Origin of the sequence: Yersinia rohdei ATCC 43380 (assembly GCF_000173775.1) — a bacterium.
Taxonomy (GTDB): domain Bacteria; phylum Pseudomonadota; class Gammaproteobacteria; order Enterobacterales; family Enterobacteriaceae; genus Yersinia; species Yersinia rohdei.
The window spans coordinates 188,374-209,968 of record NZ_ACCD01000001.1 but is presented as its reverse complement, the minus strand read 5'-3'; the positions used below and the strand labels follow the sequence as shown (position 1 = coordinate 209,968).

The window sequence follows — 21,595 nt, the reverse complement described above, 5'->3', positions numbered from 1 at the left end:
TTAAACGGTGCCTGTTGTCAGGTGCCGTTTTTTATTTTCAAGCCGCCCCATATAGCGGCAATATCAGTGCATTTCTTGGTATAAGATGTATTCTATTTTCTGCGTTATTATTTAAATGTATTGTTTACAGTCCATTTAATTCAATTAGTTCACTATAACTGTGCTTAAGCATAATTATAGGGAGTAGGATGATGAGGACGTTATTAAGCGCGGGATTAATATTACTGTTGGCGGGGTGCAGCACTCCCCGTAGTGGTAAACCGCATGAATTGATTGATCGCGGTGATTATAAAATTGATACCGCAACACCTTCTGTGGCGCAAAATACACGCGTGAAATTTTTAGTTTTGCATTATACCGCAACAAATGATGTTGAATCATTGAGATTGCTGACGCAAGGGGATGTTAGCGCCCATTATTTGGTAAAAACCCATCCACACCATCTTGATGGTAAGCCTATTGTCTTGCAATTGGTTCCTGAGTCGCAACGCGCCTGGCATGCCGGTGTCAGTTATTGGCAAGGGCATACTGGCCTTAATGATACTTCAATAGGGATTGAAATCGTCAATAAGGGCTTCACTAAGAGGATGTTATACCGGCAGTGGTACCCGTACAATGAATCACAGATTAAATTGATTGAGCGGCTCACTAAGGACATTGTTGAGCGTTATAATATAAATCCTGCTGATGTTGTTGCCCACAGCGATATTGCTCCATTAAGAAAATCTGATCCTGGCCCATTATTCCCGTGGCAACGTCTGGCGCAACAGGGTGTCGGTGCATGGCCAGATGACGCGACGGTCAATAAATATATTAATGGCCGAAATAAGCAAGATGGTGCCTCTGTAAGTATTATTCAGCAAACATTGGCGCGCTATGGCTACCAAATACCACAGAGCGGTAGACTGGATAGTGAAACGCGACAGGTTATTAAAGCATTTCAGATGCATTTCAGGGCGCAGGATTTCAGTGGCGAACCCGATGTAGAAACGGAAGCTATTGCGTTAGCATTAGTTGAAAAATATCGCCCCCAACTCTAGCCACTGAGCAAAAGATAATAGGCGAAGGTCTGAAATGATAAAGCCCGTCATTATGACGGGCTTTATTGGAACACCACTTAGGTTACAATCTGCGGCATTTACTGATGGGCTAAATCGCCATCATCATCATTGTTAAGAATTTCTTTGTCTGTTTGTTTCATCAATTGACTGGTAATTGTCCCAGCAGTCATCGAGCCACTGACGTTCAATGCTGTGCGGCCCATATCAATTAAGGGTTCTACAGAGATTAGTAAGGCTACCAGAGTCACGGGTAAGCCCATCGCGGGCAGAACAATCAGCGCGGCAAAAGTGGCACCACCACCGACACCAGCAACACCGGCTGAGCTAATGGTGACAATTCCGACCAGTGTTGCAATCCATATAGGATCCAGTGGGTTAATGCCAACGGTTGGCGCGACCATGACTGCCAACATGGCAGGGTAAAGCCCCGCACAGCCATTCTGGCCGATAGTGGCACCAAAGGATGCTGAGAAGCTGGCGATAGACTCAGGTACACCCAGACGGCGGGTTTGTGCTTCGACGTTCAGCGGAATACTGGCAGCACTGGAGCGGCTGGTAAAAGCAAATGTGAGTACCGGCCATACTTTACGGAAGAATTTCAACGGGTTGATGCCGGTGAAAGACAGCAGTACAGCATGCACGACAAACATAATGGCCAGACCGACATAGGATGCCACTACAAAGTTACCCAACTTAATAATGTCTTGAATATTAGAGCCAGCAACCACTTTGGTCATTAATGCTAATACGCCGTAAGGGGTCAATTTCATGACCAGGCGCACTAATTTCATTACCCAGGCTTGCAGGGTGTCGATAGCAACCTGTACGCGCTGACCTTTCGCCACATCGTCTTTCAGTAATTGCAGTGAGGCGATGCCAAGGAAAGTGGCAAAAATGACCACGCTGATGATAGATGTTGGGCTAGCACCGGTTAAATCGGCGAACGGATTTTTAGGAATAAAGGACAGAATCATCTGCGGCACAGTTAAGTCAGTGACTTTGCCAATATAATTGCTTTCAATGGCACTCAAACGTGCTGATTCTTGTGTCCCTTGAACCAAGCCCTCGGCAGTTAAGCCAAACAGGTTGGTGACCAAAACCCCGACCAACGCAGCAATTAATGTGGTGAATAGCAAGGTGCCGATGGTCAAAACGCTTATCTTGCCAAGCGAAGAGGCGTTATGCAGTTTGGATACCGCACTTAAAATTGAGGCGAATACCAGCGGCATAACAATCATTTGCAGCAATTGCACATAACCATTACCGACAATATTAAACCAAGTGATAGATTCTTTGAGCACCGGGTTGTCTGCGCCGTAAACCCATTGCAAACCCAACCCAAAGACGACGCCCAGCGCCAAGCCGGCCAAGACTTTTTTGGCCAGGCTCCATTGTTTATGTCGGGTTTGTGCCAACAGTAATAGCAGTGCTACAAATACCAGCACGTTAATCACAAGCGGTAGGTTCATCCCCAAATCTCCAAATTATTATTTAAATACTGGCGAGGTATTCTGCTGCTATTTTTATAGAAAATATCGCCGCCAGACACAGCCAATGATGCAATTAGCCGCGTATGTTAGCAGCTCCTCACAGCATCCACTTATATCCAAAAAGAATGGTATATAAGCTTTTGCCATGATTTGTATTAAACACATACAAATTGATTATTATTTACTCAAATAAGTGTGATCAAAGTCTAAAATTTTTCAATTGCTCCATATAGGATAACAGTGGAATAGTGGTGTCAGTTTGCCAATAGACTGAAAAACAGACTAATAGCACACATAATACACGCTCCAGTTGGTTGCCTTTTTGTGGGCGTAATATTGGCACAGTAAAACGCCAGCGACAGGGCCATAAAAGGGGGACTCCAGCGGGTGTTATCATATCGGCCAATAGATGGCTGAAATAGCCAACAATCATCGCATGAAATACATCGGCTGGAATAATCCATTCCCGCGAAACATCCATTTGGAATAGGGCAATGCCACCTATCACCGCCAACAGACTATGGGTAAAGCCGCGATGACCAAATGCGCGGGCAATAGGGGTTGATATCCACCTTAGCCGCTGGCCCAGAATAGACTTTGGGTGGTCAATGTCCGGCAGTAGCGATGTTAGCAGGGCGCCAGGGATAACATGCCACCAATCGCCATGTGCCAGTTCAGGTGTAAGTCCGACTTTTTTGGCAAAAATAACGCAGGCGACAGAAAAAATAAGGTGTCCTTCCCCTGTCATACTTGAATTCCGAATCTGTAGCTGTTGATTTATCCAGTATATGAGATTTATCTTGTCATGAATAGCCGTTACGCTGTAACTAAATGTCTCATTTTTCACTGGCTGTGAGTGATGAGTATCACATGAGTATTCAGAACGGTGATATCAGGTATTAGGTTGAAATATCAGGAAGAAATAAGAGGGATGGGCGGTAGGTGAGTGGGTTGTCGTTAAGTCAAAAAATGGGGAAAAGTGACTGGGAGTCAACTTTTCCCCAAAGTAATACGGGTAAGACATAATTTAATAAATAATGATGAGGGTACTAATAACTACGTATTAATCACGATGTACTAATAATTAGAAGCTGTACTGCACACCGACACGGTAACGAGTTTGACGTTCGTCAGTTGTTTTGCTGCCAGCAACGTTACCGATCGCCGCATAAGGTTTCCAGTTTTTATCCCACTTGTAAGCAATCTTCAGGTCATGGCTCCATTCTTCTTTTTCTTTATTTGCCAGAATTTCGTCTTCTGACTTCTTGTAGTTCAACTCATATTCAGCTGAATAGTTTTTCAGGAAGTTATAGGCAAACAACATGGTGAACTCATGGCCTTTCTCGGTAGATTTGGTCTGAGCGGGTTGGTTGCGTTTGTAATATGGGCGGTAACGCAGAGAGGTGGAGAAATCATCAGTGAAGGCTACTTTTCCGCGCAGGTAAGGGCGGTAATTGTTGGAGTCAGAAGAGGACTCTAATGAGAAACCTGGCTCCAGTGAGAATGTTTTACTGAATTGGTAAACATAGCTGGCAACCACTTCGGTACCGTTACTTACTTGCTCATTGAAAGGTTTATTTGGCGTAGTATCAGAGCTGTGCTGGCCCCATTTCCCTTCTAAAGACAGACCAAAACCATTCGCAAAACGGTTAGAGAACAGCAAACGGTCTTTATGATCAGATTTACTGGTGTCTTTCATTTCATGTCGGTAATCAATTGTTGTCGCAATAGAGCTGAAACTGATTACAGATGCCACTGCCAGAGTAAGTAATTTAATTTTCATTTTTATATAATCCCAGAGTTACGGTTATTTAAATCAACAGTTATTAACAAAATTATAAAATTCAACATACGACTGGAAAACAATTTCACGAATAAAGGAACAATGTTTCATTTGCTGTGGATGTACATTCTATTTATTTTTATAAATAATTATGTGATCTAGATCTTTGTTGATGATTAATTTTTTAAACAAATATTAATTTGTGATGTCGGTCTGGTTGGTTATTATTTTAATTATTTACAAAAAAACAACCCTGCCAAATTAATGGCAGGGTTTAATTTCGACATAAGTTAAATTAATATAAATTATATTATTAACGCATTGCACGTTTTAAAATACGGTCACCTTGCTGATTAAAGTATGCCGCAGATTCTTCAACAGACTTTTGACCATAATCGATGTACTGAATGGCGTCGCGGAACAGTGAAACGATTTGCGGGTCATCAAAGTAAGGCGAAGTGGTCATTTTATGTGGCAATTCCAGCGCCATATTTAAGCCAGCAACAGAAGGATCTTCATCTTTAATTACACCGCTGGCACGTAACTGGGTCACAGCAGCTGCACTCAGAGGAACACCACGTTCCAGGCCCATAGCATCAATACCTTCTTTGCTGTTCAGCAGGAAGTTGATCAGCATGGCACTTTCTTTCGGGTATTTAGTTGATTTACCAATAGAAAGCATTTGAGCCGGTTTAAAGAACAGACCTGCATCTTGCGCACCCGGCAACATCGGATAAGGGCCAAGCACCAGTTTTGCTGGTTTGGTCAGGTTGTCCGAATACTTAGTTATGGTGGAGTTCCACATATAAGTCCCTGCCCATTCACCATTAATCCATGGCTTCATTTCGTACATGTTACTCTTGCCGAATGATGCATAGTATTTAGTGGAAGGCATTACATGGTTATCAACCATTGTCTTATACAGAGTAAAGAATTCAACCCATTGCTCTGGTGTATAAGCAAATTTCTTATTAGCTTCATCAATCGTCGGTGTATTGTATTTCTGGGTCATATAAGAGCGAATTAATGCCAAAGTATCTTGGTGCTCTAATACGAGTGGGTAATATTGGTCACCCAGTTTTTCTTTAAATACTTTACCGGCATTAAGTAATTCATCCCAATTTTTTGGATACTCTAAACCGGCTTTAGCCCATGTATCATCATTGAGATAGAAAATACGTGCAGTAACTGAAATTGGAATACCATTTAATTTACCATTAACAGTTGTTTGTTCCAGTTCTTTAGGATTGAACTGAGACAAATCAATTTGATCTGATACGGTATTTAAATCAACGAAGCCAGTGCCGTCTTTGGAGAAAATTGGCAACCAGTTCCAGTTAGTTTGCATAACATCGGGTTCAGTTCCGCCCGCAATCTGAGTGGTCAGACGGGAAAGGTGGCCATCCCAACCGGTATATTCTGCTTTAACATTAATATTTGGGTTCTGCTTGTGAAATTCTTCCAGGGCTTTAAGGGTCATTTGATGACGACCATTGCCCCCCCACCAAGACATGCGCAGGGTTACATCATCCTGCGCAAAGGCCTGATGTGATAATAATGCCAGAGTTGAGGCTATCAGCGTGTGTAGGATCGCTTTTTTCATTAGGTACTGCTCCTGTTAAAGAGAGATATTTTTTTCTGTTTTAGCATCAAAGATATGGCATTTATCCATATCAAATTGGAAGTACACCGTGCGATGCAGACCATTATCAATAATGGGTCTTGCTTCATCAGAGGGTAAACGGCAAGTCAATTCAAAGTCGTCAACCTTGATATACATGAAGAATTCGTGCCCCATGTTTTCCACTCGCACTAATTCACCTTGCGAATGGTTTTCAGCGAATGGCTGCAAGGACATGCTGACGAATTCAGGACGTACACCAAAGAACACTTTTTCCCCGGCGTGGGCGGCAACTTTAGCCTGCTGTCTATCATTTAATACCAAAGTGTATTGGCCAACGGTCAGGCCAATTTTCCCTTCTTTTTCTACCAGCATGCTCGGTTTGATATTCATTTCCGGCGCGCCGATAAAACCGGCAACAAACATATTGATAGGGTAGTGGTAGAGATTATCTGGGGTATCAACTTGCATAATGTGACCCAGTTTCATCACACAGATACGGTCACCCATCGTCATGGCTTCGGTCTGATCGTGGGTTACGTAAACAGTGGTGGCTGCTTTACCACTCTTTTTCAACTGCTTATGTAAATCGGAGATGCGGATACGCATTGATGCACGTAGCTTGGCATCCAGGTTTGATAAGGGTTCATCAAACAAAAATACATCAGGTTTTTTGACAATGGCACGGCCAACAGCAACACGCTGTGCCTGTCCACCAGATAACTGGCGTGGTAAGCGGTCTAGCAGGTCTTCTAATTCCAAAATCTTAGCTGCTTCAGCAACTTGCATTTCAATTTGGTCTTTTGGCAGTTTGCTTAACTTCAAACCAAAGGCCAGATTTTCTTTAACGGTCATATGGGGATATAACGCATAGTTCTGGAACACCATGGCAATACCACGAGATTTTGGTGCCAGGTTATTGACGACCCGATCACCAATTCGAACTTCACCATCACTGATGGTTTCCAGGCCTGCCAGCATGCGCAGGGTGGTGGATTTAGCACAGCCTGATGGGCCAACAATAACCATAAACTCGCCGTCATGAATTTTCAGATCAATGCCATGAACCGCGCGGAAACCGTTGGAGTAAACTTTGCCTAATTTATTGAAAATGACTTCAGCCATGATAAATCCTCTATTAACCTTTAATTCCGCTGCTGGTTACGCCTTGCACGAAGTAGCGTTGAGCCAGGAAGAAAACAATGATGGACGGCAGAATGGAGATGCTTGCCATTGCCAGAATTTCGTTCCAAGGTGCGCCTTCGGTCACGTCAATTGACATCTTCAATGCCAGCGCAATCGGGTACTTATCTACGCTGTAGACATAAATCAGTGGGCCGATAAAGTCGTTCATTGACCACATGAACTGGAACAGTGCGACAGAGATAATGGCCGGTTTTAAAATTGGCACTACCACATACCACAACACCTGTAGGGAGTTACATCCGTCGATTTGCGCAGCTTCTTCCATGTCACGTGGTACACCACGCAGGAACTGAATCAGCATAAAGACGAAGAATCCTTGGGTGGCGAAGGCTGTCGGTAAATAAAGTGGTAAATAGCTATTCAACATGCCCATTTCGCGGAACATGATGTATTGCGGAATCAAAAGCACGGTGCTTGGCAGCAACATGGTGGTAATTAATGTTGCGAACCAGAATTTCTTCCACGGGATCTCAAAGCGGGCAAAACCATATGCCACAATAGTGGAAGAGATAATAGTCAACAGAACTTTCGGGATAACAAACTTAAAGGTGTTAAGCATGTAATGACCGAAATTATATTCAGTACCGGTTTTCCAGCCGTTAACGAAACCGTCACTGGTTGGGTTCTCTGGCAATAAACCTAATGTGGTGAAAATTTCGTTATTAGGTTTAAAGGCTGCGGAGAACATCCACAGTAATGGGTACAGCATTAATAAGCCGACAAAAATCAATACAACATAGCGGATAATGGCACTGACTTTTGCTTTGCGTAATGTACGGTTAATTTCCGCATCAGCAATATCCTGCGCCAGATCTAATTTCTTCTGGTTGGAGTTTTGTACGTCAGTCATTTTTTCCTCCTTTATCGGCGGAGTAGAAGACCCAATATTTAGATGATTTAAATGCAATTGAGGCAAAGAGGGCGACTACCACGAATAATATCCATGCCAGTGCAGCGCCGTATCCCATATCAAAGTATTTAAACGCGGTATCGTAAATATAGAGCGAGAATAAATACGTGTAATGGGTTGGCCCGCCGTCAGTAATGACGTATGGCGCAGTAAATTCTTGGAATGCCTGCGTAGTTTGCATAATAAAGTTAAAGAAAATAACCGGCGTGATCAGTGGCACGGTAACCTTCATAAACATTTGCCATTTAGAGGCACCATCAATCATGGCTGCTTCATATTGCGACTGTGGTACGTTTTGCAATGCGGCCAGGAAGATAACCATGGCGGAACCGAACTGCCAGACACGTAATAATGTTACGGATGTCAGCGCCAGTGCGGGTTCTCCCAACCAGTTGATGGCATCAAGTCCGAATACACCAATAAAGCTGTTTAACAGACCATCAATGGCAAATAAGGCGCGCCATAACACAGCAATTGCAACGCTGCTGCCGAGAATTGATGGAATATAGAAAGCAGTACGGAACAGGCCGATACCGCGTAATTTAAAGTTCAGTACAAAAGCGATCCCCAGAGCAAATGCTAATTTTAAAGGAATAGTCAGAAATACATAAGCGAATGTCACGCCCATGGATTTCCAGAATAAATCATCTTCCAACAGCATATGACGATAATTCTCGATCCCGTTAAAAACGGGAGGGTTCATTAAGTCATACTCAGTAAAACTGAGAAAGAAAGATGATACAAAGGGGAAAGCCGTAAATATTATCAACCCTATAATATAAGGTGATAAATAGGCTAACCCCAGCATTCTGTTTTCATTCATAATGCTTACCTATTTTTAATAACATGAAAGATAAAAACTACTGATTCAAAAGCGTCGGATAAATAAAATCGATGTCATACAGGGTGCGGCTTTCACCGTTTACCTGATAATCTCCATGTATGTAACCACCATTGGTAATAAATTGAGGAATTGCGGCCAACTTATTTTGTTTAGCAGCCACTAAAGTTAATAAAGCTAAAGCAATTGGATTATCAATTCGGAAATAACAGTGCTGTGCTGATTCGACAAACAGGCCCCGATGATAATGTTGTTTAAATAAGTCATTGCCCATTTGCCAGGCCAATTCAAATAATTGTGCACATTGGCAATGTTCAGCCAGTTCAATTAAAGCCAGCAGCAGAGAGGGCGTCGCGGCAGGCTTTTTACCAACTACCAGCGCGGCACGGCGTTTTGGTTTGTTTAATTCTGCTAACTGCCAGCGATGCAGTAATGCACCGATTAAATCTAATAATTCGTCATCTTCACTTAAGCGCCAGGCGCGAACCAATGGCAGTAGATAATCAACTTCTAATGGGAAGGGGGATATAACCGTGCCTTTAGCGCCATAATAACCATCACGTTGTAACACGTAGCCGCTCATGTCCTGGCCATCGTTCCATAACGGGCGCAAGGTATTGCTTTCGACGTCATAAGCGAAACGATAGTAATTTTTTAATCCATCAATGACCCATTGCATCACTTCAGTATCGGGCTGTTGGCGTAAAATATCTAACATTGCCAATGGGTTATCAATCAATAATGGGCGCATGTCGCGGAACAATACATTGGCTTCGCGAGCAATTTCACCAAATTCAGGGCCAAACTGGCGTTGGGCACGATCGCCATACCAGGATTGGGTCTGATTATCATCTGCCGGTATGGGGCGGCGCTGTTGTGGTGAACTGAACTGATACACCGGTAAGCCAGTTTCTGGATTACGGGCTAAAACATATTGACGGTATAGATGTTTACCCCAAGCTGCTGCGGCAATATCGCCAGTGTACTCGGCGTATTTATAAGCTGCGTAAATCAAGTCCGTGCCTGCATTCACAAATGTCAGGCCTTTGGTTTCAGGTAACTGTGGCAATGCTTCTGGTTTAACCACGTCATGGCGCTGATGGGTGAAAACATGCGGGTCACGTTTTTTGTCGTAACTTCCATGACGGCCCAAATCCAATGTTTGCCAGTCTTCTACATGGGCATGCCAAAATCCCTGTAGGAAATTAAGCGTTTTCTCCCGGTCAACGTTAGCCAGCAGGTTGTAATAGGGCAGGTGATGTTTCAGTTCATGGACTTGTGCTTTTGACTCAGGGCCTTCAGTGTCCAGGGTATCCAGATTCAGGAAACGGTGGCCACCCCAGTAAAATAATCCGCTTTGGTCATGAACACCCAGCTGCATGAAATAGTGAGTTTGCACCCGTGCTTGTTGGTGATATTGCGGGTCTTGGGTAACCAAACTGAGGGCATCCAATGTCCGTAACCAGTTCTGTTGGCTGGCAAAGTTAGATATTGGCGTATTGCGACCATCAGGAAATTTCCAGGTGACCGGTTGATGGGTTAAAACATCAAAACCATCAGCCAGCAGTGGGGTTGGATTTTGCATGCTGTGGCCAACGGATTGAACTAAATCAACATAGCTGCGAATAGCACTGAGCCAGTTAATCATCATTGCATCGCTGCCTTTAATGTTGCTTACAAAATCCATCACTGTAACCCCATCATCGAAACGCCAGGACGGAACCGGTTTAAGGTTCCTTATAAATAGAAACATCGTTTCAATCTATTATATTTGTATTTGGCGGCGAGTCATTGGGCGAATGACAAAAGTGTGATCGGAGTCGGAACGTTGTTTTGAATTTTTTATTTTTACTGTTTTTGCAGATTTTTTAGACAGATTTTATTTGTTAACTATTTGATAAATAACTAATAAAAAAGGCACAACTTATGTTGTGCCTCATGGCTATTTTGAGTTGTTCAAGGTGCATAACTGCAGAAAATAGACCTTAACTCAAATTAGTTAGTATCAGATGATTAGCGCGCTAACCAACCGCCATCAACGGCGATGGTGTAACCACTGATATAATCAGAGGCTTTAGAAGCAAGGAAGACGACCGGGCCTTTCAGATCGTCAGGTAAACCCCAACGGCCTGCTGGGATACGGTCAAGGATCTCTTTGCTGCGCTCTTCATCTTTGCGCAATTGCTGGGTGTTATTGGTCGCCATGTAACCCGGCGCTACCGCGTTAACATTGATGCCGTGTTTAGCCCATTCGTTCGCTAACAGACGGGTAACGCCCATAACCGCACTTTTCGATGCAGTATAAGAAGGGACGCGGATACCGCCTTGGTAAGACAGCATTGAGGCAACGTTAATGATTTTGCCGCCGTGGCCTTGTTTGATGAATTGTTTGGCAACCGCTTGGGACATAAAGAACACGGTTTTGATGTTAACGTTCATGACATCGTCCCAGTCTTTTTCGCTGAAGTTGATCGCATCTTCACGGCGAATGATACCGGCGTTATTGACCAGAATATCGATTTGACCAAATTCCTGCACCGCGCGTTCTAGTAAGGAAGGGATTGCATCAATTTTGCTCAGGTCGGCAGTCAGGCTCAAGAAACGGCGGCCTAATGCAGTCACTTTTTCGATAGTTTCCAGTGGCTCAACAATGTTTATACCAACGATATCACAACCCGCTTCAGCCAAACCGATGGCCATACCTTGGCCTAAACCTGTGTCACAGCCGGTAACCAGAGCAATTTTGCCCTTTAACTCAAAGGAATCTAAGATCATAGCTCACATCTCTCTCTAGGCGGTCAATGATTACCGCGATTATAATATTGGGAATAAACCGCCCAAAAGACGGCTTTGGTTGGTGATGCTTAACACTGTTGGTAAATAGTTAGCGCAGTTCGCTTACCGCGATGTGGTCCATATCACCGAAGACTTGGTTTTCACCCACCATGCCCCAGATGAAGGTGTAGCGCTTCGTGCCGACACCCGAATGAATAGACCAACTCGGTGAAATAACAGCCTGCTCATTGTGAACCAGCAAATGACGCGTTTCTTGGGCCTGGCCCATCATGTGGAAGACTGCCGTTTCTTCGTCCATATCAAAGTAGAAATACACTTCCATGCGACGGTCATGAGTATGACAAGGCAGGGTATTCCAGAGGTTTCCCGGAGCCAGCTTGGTAAGTCCCATGGTCAGTTGGCAGGTTGGCAATACATCCGGCACAATATATTTATTAATCGTGCGGCGGTTACTGCTGGCGTTATCACCCAAGGTCTGCGGTGTGACATCTGCCTGTGTGATTATTTTGTTTGGATAAGTGGTGTGTGCCGGGGCGCAGTTGTAGTAGAACTTGGCAGGGTTCGACCCCTCGAGGCTAGAAAATTGCACATCTTTGGCCCCTTTACCCACATACAAGGCTTCTTCGTTACCGATTTCATACTTTTGCCCATCAACACTTATCTGGCCCGGCCCGCCAATATTGATAACCCCCAATTCCCGACGTTCCAGAAAGTAGCTAACCCCTAATTGCTTGCCCACTTCATCGCCAATACTGACTGTGCGGGTGACCGGTAAAATGCCCCCGACAATAATGCGGTCAATATGGCTATAGGTCATGGTGTATTCATCTGCGACAAAAATATTATCGATCAGAAATTCACGACGCAGACCGGCGGTATCAAGTTGCTTTGCGTGCTCACTATGGATGCTTTGACGAACTTGCATGTGGGTGCCTCTCTTGCAAAACCCTATCTTTTGGGGGTAACCCAAGTCAGATAACCTGCCAGATTAAGAAAATTTGCATGAGGTCTGAAATAAAAATGCCCCGTGCGTAGGTTTATTTTCTGACTGAGTGTTTCTTTAATGCGGTGATGATAGTATTTGCGGGAAGTTAATTCAATAAAAATGAAATGATGTTTTATTAATTTTTGAGGGGCGTCATGATTTTTGGATTAATTATGATCAAACTGAGGATTTTGCCCGTAGAATAAACTGAATTCAGCGTAAAACTGTGACTCGGCTACAGCACAAACTATTTTGCATAATAATGAGGAGAAACAATGAAGATGTTTTTTATTAATGACGAAGCGCCGTGGGAAGAACTCGGTAATGGCATCAAACGTAAAGTGATGACCTGGAGCGATGAGCTTATGATGGTTTGTGTTCACTTTGACAAAGGTGCTATAGGGACGGCGCACAAGCATGACATTCATGACCAGATTGCATATGTTGCGGCAGGTAGCTTTGAAGTAGAAATTGAAGGGCAGAAACGTATTTTGAAAGCAGGGGATGCCTATCGTGCGGTTAAAAATGAAATGCACGGCGCGGTATCACTGGAAGATAACAGTATTCTGATCGACACCTTTACCCCTAAACGGGATGATTTCCTCTAATATCTCTGCAGGCGGCTGAGCCTCAGCCGCCTGAATTGTCAGGCTACTCATTTATCCTCGCGAAAACATTTATCTTCGTGAAAACATTTATCCTCGAGCAAACATTTATCCTCGAGCAAACATTTATCTTCGTGAAAATAGTGCCAGCGAAAATCCTGAGTGAGCCACCGCCAAAGTTACGAAATATCCTCTGGGCGCAGTTGTTCCAGTGATGCTAATTGAATATCGGCCAGCGCCCAGCGCGGATCAGCGCGATACTCTGCGGATGGAATAACAATAGAGCGCATCCGGGCTGCTTTGGTGGCAATCATCCCGTTTATTGAATCTTCTAAAGTGACACATTGCAATGGGTCAACACCCAAGTCCGCCGCTGCATTTAAATAGACTTCAGGATGCGGTTTGCTGTAGGGCAGGTATTCTGCTGACACCAGGCGGTCAAAATATTTTTCAATATTCAGCATCGCCAGCACGCGTTTTTGCATATGTAGCGGCGAGGCAGAAGCCAGGCCAATTTTCAGTCCTTGCTGGCGGCACAGTGCCAATGCATATTCGACCCCCGGTAGCACCGGGCGCGTCTCCTCAACCAATTCTATTGCTCTGGCAATAATCAGTTTGCATACATCGGCCTGACTCGGCCCTTGCCAGGGCATCGCCTGATACCACATTTTTACCACTAAATCGATGCGCAAACCCAGAGTGTCGGGCAAGGTATCGCGAGAGGTGGTATCCAGCCCCAGTGATTTAAAAATATCCAGCTCGGCCTGTAACCATAAAGGCTCTGAATCAATCAGCAAGCCGTCCATATCGAAAATTGCGGCCTTAATTTTGTTAGGGGTCGCCATTTAGCATCACTCCTGTTGGTGTCTCGCTACGGGTTTACTACTTTATCATTGGTTCGTAATGATTGAACGGGGAGAAGATGATTCTTTGTTACGCTGACAATTTAATTTATTAACTTAATGATATTCCGCGAGATGAGCTAGGCTTTAATCTGAGTTTATCAAAAGAGTAAAAGCAAAAATCTTGCACAAAAATGGCACCTAACGGGTAAACTAAGGCCACATAAGTGGTGGTATTTACAAGGAGAAGTCATGACCTATCAACAGGCTGGGCGTGTCGCTGTTATCAAACGGATAGCCGGGTGGCTCGTTTTTATTCCAGCACTGCTGTCAACATTGATTTCAATTATCAATTTTGCCTATCAATATAGTCAAAAAAGCACCGGGGTGAATGCGGTTATATTGGATTTTATCCACGTCATGACCGACATGATCCGTTTCAATACCACGTTTTTGGATATCTTTTGGTATAACTCGCCGGTACCTGATTTCGAACAGGGTTTTTCGGCATCTAACATTATGTTCTTTATCATTTATATGCTGATATTTGTTGGTTTGTCATTACAGGCCTCGGGGGCGCGTATGTCTCGGCAAGTGCGGCATATTCGTGAGGGTATTGAAGACCAACTGATTTTAGAACAGGCGAAAGGCAGTGAAGGCCGCAGCCGGGAACAGTTGGAAGAAAAGATAGTCTTACCGCATCACACCATCTTTTTGCAGTTTTTTACCTTATATATTCTGCCATTAGTGATAGCGGGGGTCGCCTATTTTGTCATTAAGCTATTGGGGCTGATGGCTCAGGGGTAACACAGTTACTTGATAAAACTCCGAATCTGTTCATAGCGACAGAACAATGAATTGGCCCGAATTTTAGGGCCTTTTTATTGCCTATTTCTTTGATATCTAACTTCATTAACCTCTTGAAAGACTTTTCTGGTAACTGGAATGCCATTCTCGTCTTGCACTCACAATTTTGCCTGCCTAATTCCCTTATGCTGTGAGTCTCTTCTCTTTGTTATATCAGCAACATAATGAACGTTTTTATCTCTAAGAAAATGCGTAATTTTATTATTCTGGCCCAAACAAACAGCATGGCAAAAGCCGCTGAAAAATTACACATGACCGCTTCACCTTTTGGTAAAAGTATTGCAGCTTTGGAGGAATTGGTCGGGTATTCGCTTTTTACTCGGAATGAGAAAAACATCAGTTTAAACAAAGCCGGGCAGGAGCTTTATCAGGAATTATTCCCTATTTATCAACGGTTATCGGCCATTGATAACACCATTATCTCTTTGTCCCATCGGCAGAAAAATATTGTAATTGGTATCGATAACACCTATCCCACGATAATTTTTGATCAATTATTTAGCCTCAGTGATAAGTTTGATGGAGTGACCGCACAACCTTTTGAGTTTAGTGAAAATGCGGTTATTGATGACTTACTGGATCACCGTGTGGATTTTATTATCTCGTTGCAGCAAGCCTCGCCGCGAGTAACACATATTGATAGCGTACAGACCACGGAATTGCCCGCATTGCGACTGGGTTTTTTAGTATCGAGGCGTTTTGAAAATTGTCAGGCCTTGGAATTATTAAATACTCTGCCGTGGTTACAAATGCGTTTTCAAAATCGGGCTAATTTTGAATCCATATTAGATGCACATTTTCGCGCGATTGGTATTAATCCGACCATTATTTATCGGCCTTACAGTTTTATGGCGAAAATTAGCGCCGTCGAGCAGGGGCAATTTCTGACAGTGGTTCCGCAGTTTGCTTATCGGTTGGTGAATCCGGCGAAGCTGAAATATTTTGATGCGCCAAATCAGCCCATGTATATGCGCGAGTATCTTTATTCACTCAAAAATAATCACCATATTGAACGCGTCATGGGCTATATCCATAGTGACCGTAATGGCGATTAGGGCACCAACATCGAGCCAGACTCGAACAGGTTTTGATGTAACTGAAAAGCTTGTGCCAGATTATGGTGCAAATGTCCCCCTTTGGCCTGCGCCAGATATTGATGCAGATAATCACGATACATTGGATGCGCGCAGTTATTAATAATTGCGTTGGCGCGTTGCATCGGCGATAAGCCACGTAAATCGGCCACACCTTGTTCAGTGACAATCACTTTTACGCTGTGTTCGCTGTGATCAACATGAGTGCACATCGGCACAATGGTGGAGACTTTGCCCCCCTTGACGATAGAAGGGGCCATAAAGATAGATAAATAGGCATTGCGCTCAAAATCTGCGCTGCCGCCAATGCCGTTGAGCAGTTCTGTGCCCGCAACATGGGTGGAATTAGCATGGCCGTAAATATCAAATTCCAACCCAACATTGAGCGCAATGACACCTAAGCGGCGAATGATTTCCGGGTGGTTAGAAATCTCCTGTGGGCGCAGTACAATTCTGCTCGCGAAGAAATCCATATTGTCATAGATTTTTTTTAATGATGCGGGCGAAATCGTCAAGCTGGAGGCGCTAACACCCAGAACTTTTCCCGTTTCTATCAGCGGCACGACGGATTCCTGCAACACCTCGGAATACATCATAAAGGCTGGGATATGGGGGTTTTCACCCAGGCGCTTCATCACGGCATTATTGATGTTGCCCACGCCACTTTGTAATGGGAGAAATTCGGGTGGAATGCGGCCTAATTTGAGCTCATTTAGCAAGAAGTTAACCACGTTGTCAGCAATTTGTTCGCATAATGGGTTTTCGCGATCAAGGCTGTTACTGGCATCCGGTAATTCGGTTTCTACTATGCCAATAATTTTGCTGGGATCGACCTGTACATAAGGCTGGCCAACTTTATCCAAGGTATGGAATATCGGCAGGATATTGCGTCGTGGCGGTGCGCCCAGCATTACGATATCGGCCAGTTCGGCAACCCGTGGGCTGTGATAATGATTTAATTCAATGATGATTTTTTTCGCTTTTTGCAAGAAAATGGGCGAATTGCCAATGCCGCTGGTGAGGTAGACTTTCCCATCGGCGGTTATTGCAGAGGCTTCAATCACGGCCACGTCAATATCGCCAAAGAAACCATAGTTGACCATTTGTGCCACTTCACTGAGATGCAGGTCAACAAAGCTGACGACCCCTTGGTTGATTTTTTCGCGCAATAACGAGGCGGTTTGATACGGAGCCCGCCAGGCCAGTGCATCAGCTTGGGCTAATTCATCATCCGCCTGGGCACTAATGGATGCGCCGGTCAGTAAGCGGATTTGAAATGCTTTTTGCTGTTGGTGATGTGCGGTGGCGCGCCTTGCAATGGCACTCGGAAGCACTTTCGGTGCCCCCGCAGGGGTGAAACCACTGAATACCACCATATTCCCATGCTCAATACACTCAGCGGCAGTATCCGCGTTCATGATACAAAATGACTTTTTCATAGAGAAATCCTTTATCTGAGCAGGGTTAATGTCCCAGAAAGTTTGGTTTGCGTTTTTCCATAAATGCACTCATGCCTTCTTGGTAGTCGGCACTGTCGTAGACTGCCCGCCGCATACCTTGGATGCGCTCAAATTCATCCGAATTCATGGTGTGGGCCTCACCCAATACGCGAAGTTCCTCTTTAATGACGGCAATAGCTAAAGGGGCTTTTTGGGCAATAACATGTGCCAGTTTGAGGGTGAAGTCTTCCAGTTCTGCGGGTTCAACTACATGATTGAGAATGCCAACGGACAGGGCGCGCTGGGCGGTGATGGGGGCGGCGGTGAAAATCAATTCTTTCACAATATGGAATCCGGCATCACGAATAAGGTTGTGGATCCCCACTAAGTTATAAGGAACGCCCAGATTTACCGGTGTCATTGAGAAGGTTGAATTGCTACAGGCAATAATGATATCGGAACTCATAATCATCTCGAATGCTCCACCCCAAACGCTACCTTCCACCATTGAAATGATTGGCTTAGGATATTTTTGGATGACGCGCGTGATTTGGCGCAGTGGGTCATCGTAGGACAGCGGGTCCCGTCGGCCGGTAGGTAACTCGTGAATATCATGGCCGGCTGAGAATACTTTTGAACCTTCCGCCGCGCGCAAAATAATGCAACGAATATCGGTGTTATTGAGGTCATGCAAGGCCTGCATTAAGTCATCCATAAATACTTTGCTTAATGCATTAAGTTTGCGCGCGTGGTTGAACTCAATAATGCCAACCCGATTGGCAATCAATACTTTGACATACTGATAAGACATGGTTTATTCCCTTTATTTGAAGACTTTTTGTGTAATAAATTGGGTTACGGCGCAGATCCCCGCCCGTGGTGAAATGTGATTTTGATGTAATTGCGCTTCAATCTGCTGGCAATGCTGGCGAACATCTGCCCGAGCAAATAACGCGGTGAGGGCATTGGTTTCGATTTGCTGGCGAACCCAGGCTAAATTTTGTTGCTGGCGCAAAGTGGCTAATTGCCCACTTTGGCTCATGAGGTGCAAAAAGTGTTGTACGGCTTGCCATACCTCGCCAATACCGTGCTTTTCAAGGGCGCTACAGGTGAGCACGCGCGGCTGCCATTGGGGGTATTTTCGGCGGATAATATGCAGCGCACTGTGATACATATGGCGAGCAATCTCGACATTGCGGTGATTTTCGCCATCATCTTTATTGATGATGATAAAATCTGCCATTTCCATAATGCCTTTCTTGATGCCTTGTAAGTCATCGCCCGCACCGGCAATTTGCAATGAGATAAAGCAATCCACCATCGCGGCGACGGCGGTTTCAGATTGCCCAACACCGACGGTTTCAATGATAACAATGTCATAGCCTGCGGCTTCACACAGTAAAATGAGCTCTCTGGTGCGTTGGCTTGCCCCTCCAAGATGGCCGCGTGAGGGGACGGGGCGGACAAAGGCATGATCGGCGCGAGACAAATTCAGCATGCGCGTTTTATCGCCCAAGATGCTACCGCCGCTGACGGGGCTGCTTGGGTCGATGGCAATGACCGCCACTTTATGTCCTTGCGATAACAGTTCTTCTCCCAGCACGGCAAGAAAAGTGCTTTTCCCCGCCCCCGGTGTGCCGGTGATCCCCAGGCGTTTGGCCTGCCCGGTGTAGGGGATAATGCCATCCAGCAGGCGGGCACTTAATGGCTGATGCTGGGGGAGGCTGCTTTCGACCAAGGTCATGGCTTGCGCCAAGGCCGCGCGTTCGCCTTGGCGCAACCGACGAATATAATCGTCAAGATTGCTGTTATTAATCATGGTGGTGACTGATGAGTTGTAACACGTCACGCACGCTGGTTAGCATTGGGGTACCCGGCCCGTAAATGGCGGCAACCCCGTGCTCGCGTAAAAAGGCGTAATCTTGGGGGGGAATAACCCCGCCTGCGACCACGCAGATATCCTGGCGTTGGTATCGGCTCAAGGCGTTAATCAATTCAGGAATCAGGGTTTTGTGGCCGGCCGCAAGTGATGACGCGCCGATAACATGGACATCGTTTTCCACCGCCAGACGGGCAATTTCATCCGGCGTAGAGAACATGGGGCTGAGATCAACATCAAAACCGAGGTCGGAATAGGCGCTGGCAATCACCTTGGCACCTCGGTCATGACCATCCTGACCCATTTTTGCAATCAGAATTCGAGGGCGACGGCCATTTTCTGTCAGGAAATGCTGAGTTTGAGCCAGTAGTTGGTCAAACTCTCGGGCGTGGTTTTCACTTTGGTGGTAACTGTGGGCAATGACGCCAGTGACACATTCACTGGGTACCAGATAGCGATCAAATTCTATTTCTATGGCATCGGAAATTTCGCCCAATGTTGCCCGAAGGCGGGCTGCTTGAATGGCCGCTTCCAGTAAGTTGCCCTGATGCCCGGCGGCATGGCGCAGATTAACCAATGCTTGCTGCACCGCTTTGTTATCCCGCGTCGCCCGCATTTGCGTCAATTGAGCAATTTGTTCATTGCGCACTTTAATGTTGTCAATTTCCAGTACTGGGGTGTCGGCTTCTTGTGCTAGTTGGTATTTGTTGACCCCAACAATGACGCGCTTCCCTTGGTCAATAAGGGATTGCTCACCGGCAGAGGCTTCTTCAATCATGCGTTTAGGTAGCCCGACTTCAATCGCTTTGGCCATTCCGCCCACCTCATCAATTTGTTTGATGATGGCTCTGGCCTGTTTGACCATTTGATCTGTGAGAGACTCGACAAAATAAGAACCCGCCAGTGGGTCAATAGTGCGACATATTTCAGACTCTTCCTGAATGATAATCTGGGTGTTACGCGCAATGCGCGCCGAAAAATCAGTCGGCAGACCGAGCGCTTCATCAAAGGCATTGGTATGTAAAGACTGTGTTCCGCCTAGGGTGGCACCGAGTGCTTCGATGGTGGTGCGAATAATATTGTTGTAAGGGTCTTGCTCCGTCAGACTCCAACCCGAGGTTTGGCAGTGGGTGCGCAGCGCCAATGATTTAGGGTCAGTGGCCCCAAATTCGCTCACCGCCTCACTCCAGAGATAGCGGGCGGCGCGCAACATGGCGATATTCATAAATAAATCCATGCCAATACCAAAGAAGAAGGACAGGCGCGGGGCAAAATCATCAATATTTAAACCGGCATTGAGCGCGGCTTTGATGTACTCAATACCATCCGCGAGGGTAAAGGCGACTTGTTGCACACAGTTAGCGCCGGCTTCACCCATGTGATAGCCGCTGATGCTAATGGTGTTAAAACGCGGCATATGCTGAGAGCTCCAGGCGATGATGTCTGAAATAATGCGCATGGAGGGTTTGGGCGGATAGATATAGGTATTACGGCAGAGATATTCTTTTAGGATGTCGTTTTGAATAGTGCCGGTCAGCAGGGCGGGCGCGACACCTTGTTCTTGCGCCGCCACAATATAAAACGCCATAATCGGCAATACTGCACCATTCATCGTCATAGAAACCGACATTTTGTCCAGCGGGATTTGGTCGAACAAGACTTTCATATCCTCGACGCTATCAATTGCCACGCCCGCTTTACCTACATCACCAGAAACCCGTGGGTTATCTGAGTCATAGCCACGATGTGTCGCAAGATCAAATGCCACCGACAGGCCTTTTTGCCCGGCAGCCAGATTTTTGCGATAAAACGCATTTGATTCTTTTGCAGTTGAAAAACCAGCATATTGACGAATAGTCCAGGGCTGGGCGGCATACATCGTGGCGCGAGGCCCTCTGACATAAGGGGCAATACCGGGAAGGGTGCCGGTTACCTCAAGTCCATCAAGGTCACTGGCGGTATACAGTGGTTTTATCGTAATGCCTTCCGGTGTTTTAGTGACTAAATCTTCAATATTTTTACCGCGTCTACTGAGCTCTTTATTAGCCAGTTTTTCCCACTCGCGAATATCCACCATGTGTTTTATTCCCAATAATTAGCAATAGAATTCCTATCAAGGAGAGTGAATATTCCTCAATAAAGGCTTTTGATTTTATTTAAGTAAGCGCTTTTTAGT

At 45.3% G+C, this 21,595-nt stretch carries 19 protein-coding genes; 4 read left to right on the top strand and 15 right to left on the bottom strand.

Annotation, left to right across the window (positions count from 1 at the left end; translation table 11 throughout):
- The first annotated feature begins 191 nt into the window (after positions 1-191).
- A complete protein-coding gene (locus YROHD0001_RS16135) occupies positions 192-1,040 on the top strand; it encodes an N-acetylmuramoyl-L-alanine amidase (protein WP_032815902.1) in 849 nt (282 codons plus the stop codon).
- Positions 1,041-1,138: 98 nt separating this feature from the next.
- Here the strand turns inward: YROHD0001_RS16135 and YROHD0001_RS16140 are convergent, their stop codons facing one another.
- The 10 genes from YROHD0001_RS16140 to kduI all read right to left on the bottom strand — a co-directional run bounded on the left by YROHD0001_RS16140 (position 1,139) and on the right by kduI (position 12,633).
- On the bottom strand, positions 1,139-2,530 hold the full coding sequence (locus YROHD0001_RS16140; protein ID WP_032815901.1) for an L-cystine transporter: 1,392 nt from the start codon (positions 2,528-2,530) through the stop codon (positions 1,139-1,141).
- Between the two features lie 220 nt (positions 2,531-2,750).
- Positions 2,751-3,299, bottom strand: coding sequence for a metal-dependent hydrolase (locus tag YROHD0001_RS16145; protein WP_004713051.1), 549 nt, complete (start codon positions 3,297-3,299; stop codon positions 2,751-2,753).
- Positions 3,300-3,635: 336 nt separating this feature from the next.
- A complete protein-coding gene (locus tag YROHD0001_RS16150; RefSeq protein WP_004713050.1) occupies positions 3,636-4,334 on the bottom strand; it encodes an oligogalacturonate-specific porin KdgM family protein in 699 nt (232 codons plus the stop codon).
- A 313-nt stretch (positions 4,335-4,647) separates the two neighbouring features.
- A complete protein-coding gene (locus YROHD0001_RS16155) occupies positions 4,648-5,937 on the bottom strand; it encodes an ABC transporter substrate-binding protein (protein ID WP_004713049.1) in 1,290 nt (429 codons plus the stop codon).
- A 15-nt stretch (positions 5,938-5,952) separates the two neighbouring features.
- A complete protein-coding gene (locus tag YROHD0001_RS16160) occupies positions 5,953-7,080 on the bottom strand; it encodes an ABC transporter ATP-binding protein (RefSeq protein ID WP_004713048.1) in 1,128 nt (375 codons plus the stop codon).
- Between the two features lie 13 nt (positions 7,081-7,093).
- Complete coding sequence (locus tag YROHD0001_RS16165) at positions 7,094-8,011, bottom strand: carbohydrate ABC transporter permease (protein WP_032815899.1); 918 nt, start codon at positions 8,009-8,011, stop codon at positions 7,094-7,096.
- Positions 8,004-8,894 carry a carbohydrate ABC transporter permease gene (locus YROHD0001_RS16170; RefSeq protein WP_004713046.1) on the bottom strand — a complete coding sequence of 297 codons (891 nt, stop codon included), beginning with the start codon at positions 8,892-8,894 and terminating at the stop codon, positions 8,004-8,006. The genes YROHD0001_RS16165 and YROHD0001_RS16170 overlap by 8 nt, the downstream gene beginning before the upstream one ends.
- A gap of 37 nt (positions 8,895-8,931) precedes the next feature.
- Positions 8,932-10,599, bottom strand: a complete 1,668-nt coding sequence (locus tag YROHD0001_RS16175) for a pectate disaccharide-lyase (RefSeq protein ID WP_004713045.1) — start codon at positions 10,597-10,599, stop codon at positions 8,932-8,934.
- Between the two features lie 326 nt (positions 10,600-10,925).
- Positions 10,926-11,687, bottom strand: coding sequence for a 2-dehydro-3-deoxy-D-gluconate 5-dehydrogenase KduD (gene kduD, locus YROHD0001_RS16180; protein WP_004713044.1), 762 nt, complete (start codon positions 11,685-11,687; stop codon positions 10,926-10,928).
- A 109-nt stretch (positions 11,688-11,796) separates the two neighbouring features.
- Positions 11,797-12,633: a 5-dehydro-4-deoxy-D-glucuronate isomerase gene (gene kduI / locus YROHD0001_RS16185; RefSeq protein WP_004713043.1), complete on the bottom strand. Its 837-nt coding sequence runs from the start codon at positions 12,631-12,633 to the stop codon at positions 11,797-11,799.
- A 335-nt stretch (positions 12,634-12,968) separates the two neighbouring features.
- Here kduI and YROHD0001_RS16190 point away from each other — a divergent pair, with 335 nt between their 5' ends.
- Positions 12,969-13,301 (top strand): cupin domain-containing protein, encoded by a 333-nt coding sequence (locus tag YROHD0001_RS16190; RefSeq protein WP_032815897.1) that lies wholly within the window; start codon positions 12,969-12,971, stop codon positions 13,299-13,301.
- Between the two features lie 176 nt (positions 13,302-13,477).
- Here the strand turns inward: YROHD0001_RS16190 and hxpB are convergent, their stop codons facing one another.
- Positions 13,478-14,143, bottom strand: coding sequence for a hexitol phosphatase HxpB (hxpB, locus tag YROHD0001_RS16195; protein ID WP_004713041.1), 666 nt, complete (start codon positions 14,141-14,143; stop codon positions 13,478-13,480).
- A gap of 249 nt (positions 14,144-14,392) precedes the next feature.
- Between hxpB and YROHD0001_RS16200 the strand changes: the two genes are divergently transcribed.
- Both YROHD0001_RS16200 and srsR read left to right on the top strand, forming a co-directional pair.
- Positions 14,393-14,947 (top strand): YniB family protein, encoded by a 555-nt coding sequence (locus tag YROHD0001_RS16200; protein ID WP_004713040.1) that lies wholly within the window; start codon positions 14,393-14,395, stop codon positions 14,945-14,947.
- A gap of 224 nt (positions 14,948-15,171) precedes the next feature.
- On the top strand, positions 15,172-16,062 hold the full coding sequence (srsR, locus tag YROHD0001_RS0117100) for a LysR family transcriptional regulator SrsR (protein WP_032815896.1): 891 nt from the start codon (positions 15,172-15,174) through the stop codon (positions 16,060-16,062).
- Here the strand turns inward: srsR and scpC are convergent.
- From scpC to scpA, 4 genes are read right to left on the bottom strand one after another with little or no spacing between them, the layout of a single operon-like run.
- Positions 16,059-17,540 (bottom strand): succinyl-CoA:acetate CoA-transferase ScpC, encoded by a 1,482-nt coding sequence (scpC, locus tag YROHD0001_RS16205; RefSeq protein WP_032815895.1) that lies wholly within the window; start codon positions 17,538-17,540, stop codon positions 16,059-16,061. The two genes, srsR and scpC, sit on opposite strands and share 4 nt — an antisense overlap.
- 25 nt (positions 17,541-17,565) lie before the next feature.
- Positions 17,566-18,351 (bottom strand): methylmalonyl-CoA decarboxylase, encoded by a 786-nt coding sequence (gene scpB, locus YROHD0001_RS16210; protein ID WP_004713038.1) that lies wholly within the window; start codon positions 18,349-18,351, stop codon positions 17,566-17,568.
- A 12-nt stretch (positions 18,352-18,363) separates the two neighbouring features.
- Positions 18,364-19,359 carry a methylmalonyl Co-A mutase-associated GTPase MeaB gene (meaB, locus tag YROHD0001_RS16215; RefSeq protein ID WP_032815894.1) on the bottom strand — a complete coding sequence of 332 codons (996 nt, stop codon included), beginning with the start codon at positions 19,357-19,359 and terminating at the stop codon, positions 18,364-18,366.
- Positions 19,352-21,496, bottom strand: coding sequence for a methylmalonyl-CoA mutase (gene scpA, locus YROHD0001_RS16220; protein ID WP_004713036.1), 2,145 nt, complete (start codon positions 21,494-21,496; stop codon positions 19,352-19,354). The genes meaB and scpA overlap by 8 nt, the downstream gene beginning before the upstream one ends.
- Positions 21,497-21,595: the final 99 nt, after the last annotated feature.

Coding starts and splice junctions, on each gene's coding strand:
- YROHD0001_RS16175 (WP_004713045.1), bottom strand. CDS start 10,599: ATGGATTTTGTAAGCAACATTAAAGGCAGCGATGCAATGATGATTAAC.
- scpA (WP_004713036.1), bottom strand. CDS start 21,496: ATGGTGGATATTCGCGAGTGGGAAAAACTGGCTAATAAAGAGCTCAGT.
- hxpB (WP_004713041.1), bottom strand. CDS start 14,143: ATGGCGACCCCTAACAAAATTAAGGCCGCAATTTTCGATATGGACGGC.
- YROHD0001_RS16160 (WP_004713048.1), bottom strand. CDS start 7,080: ATGGCTGAAGTCATTTTCAATAAATTAGGCAAAGTTTACTCCAACGGT.
- YROHD0001_RS16145 (WP_004713051.1), bottom strand. CDS start 3,299: ATGACAGGGGAAGGACACCTTATTTTTTCTGTCGCCTGCGTTATTTTT.
- scpC (WP_032815895.1), bottom strand. CDS start 17,540: ATGAAAAAGTCATTTTGTATCATGAACGCGGATACTGCCGCTGAGTGT.
- kduI (WP_004713043.1), bottom strand. CDS start 12,633: ATGCAAGTTCGTCAAAGCATCCATAGTGAGCACGCAAAGCAACTTGAT.
- srsR (WP_032815896.1), top strand. CDS start 15,172: ATGAACGTTTTTATCTCTAAGAAAATGCGTAATTTTATTATTCTGGCC.
- YROHD0001_RS16170 (WP_004713046.1), bottom strand. CDS start 8,894: ATGAATGAAAACAGAATGCTGGGGTTAGCCTATTTATCACCTTATATT.
- YROHD0001_RS16155 (WP_004713049.1), bottom strand. CDS start 5,937: ATGAAAAAAGCGATCCTACACACGCTGATAGCCTCAACTCTGGCATTA.
- YROHD0001_RS16165 (WP_032815899.1), bottom strand. CDS start 8,011: ATGACTGACGTACAAAACTCCAACCAGAAGAAATTAGATCTGGCGCAG.
- kduD (WP_004713044.1), bottom strand. CDS start 11,687: ATGATCTTAGATTCCTTTGAGTTAAAGGGCAAAATTGCTCTGGTTACC.
- YROHD0001_RS16150 (WP_004713050.1), bottom strand. CDS start 4,334: ATGAAAATTAAATTACTTACTCTGGCAGTGGCATCTGTAATCAGTTTC.
- YROHD0001_RS16200 (WP_004713040.1), top strand. CDS start 14,393: ATGACCTATCAACAGGCTGGGCGTGTCGCTGTTATCAAACGGATAGCC.
- YROHD0001_RS16135 (WP_032815902.1), top strand. CDS start 192: ATGAGGACGTTATTAAGCGCGGGATTAATATTACTGTTGGCGGGGTGC.
- scpB (WP_004713038.1), bottom strand. CDS start 18,351: ATGTCTTATCAGTATGTCAAAGTATTGATTGCCAATCGGGTTGGCATT.
- meaB (WP_032815894.1), bottom strand. CDS start 19,359: ATGATTAATAACAGCAATCTTGACGATTATATTCGTCGGTTGCGCCAA.
- YROHD0001_RS16190 (WP_032815897.1), top strand. CDS start 12,969: ATGAAGATGTTTTTTATTAATGACGAAGCGCCGTGGGAAGAACTCGGT.
- YROHD0001_RS16140 (WP_032815901.1), bottom strand. CDS start 2,530: ATGAACCTACCGCTTGTGATTAACGTGCTGGTATTTGTAGCACTGCTA.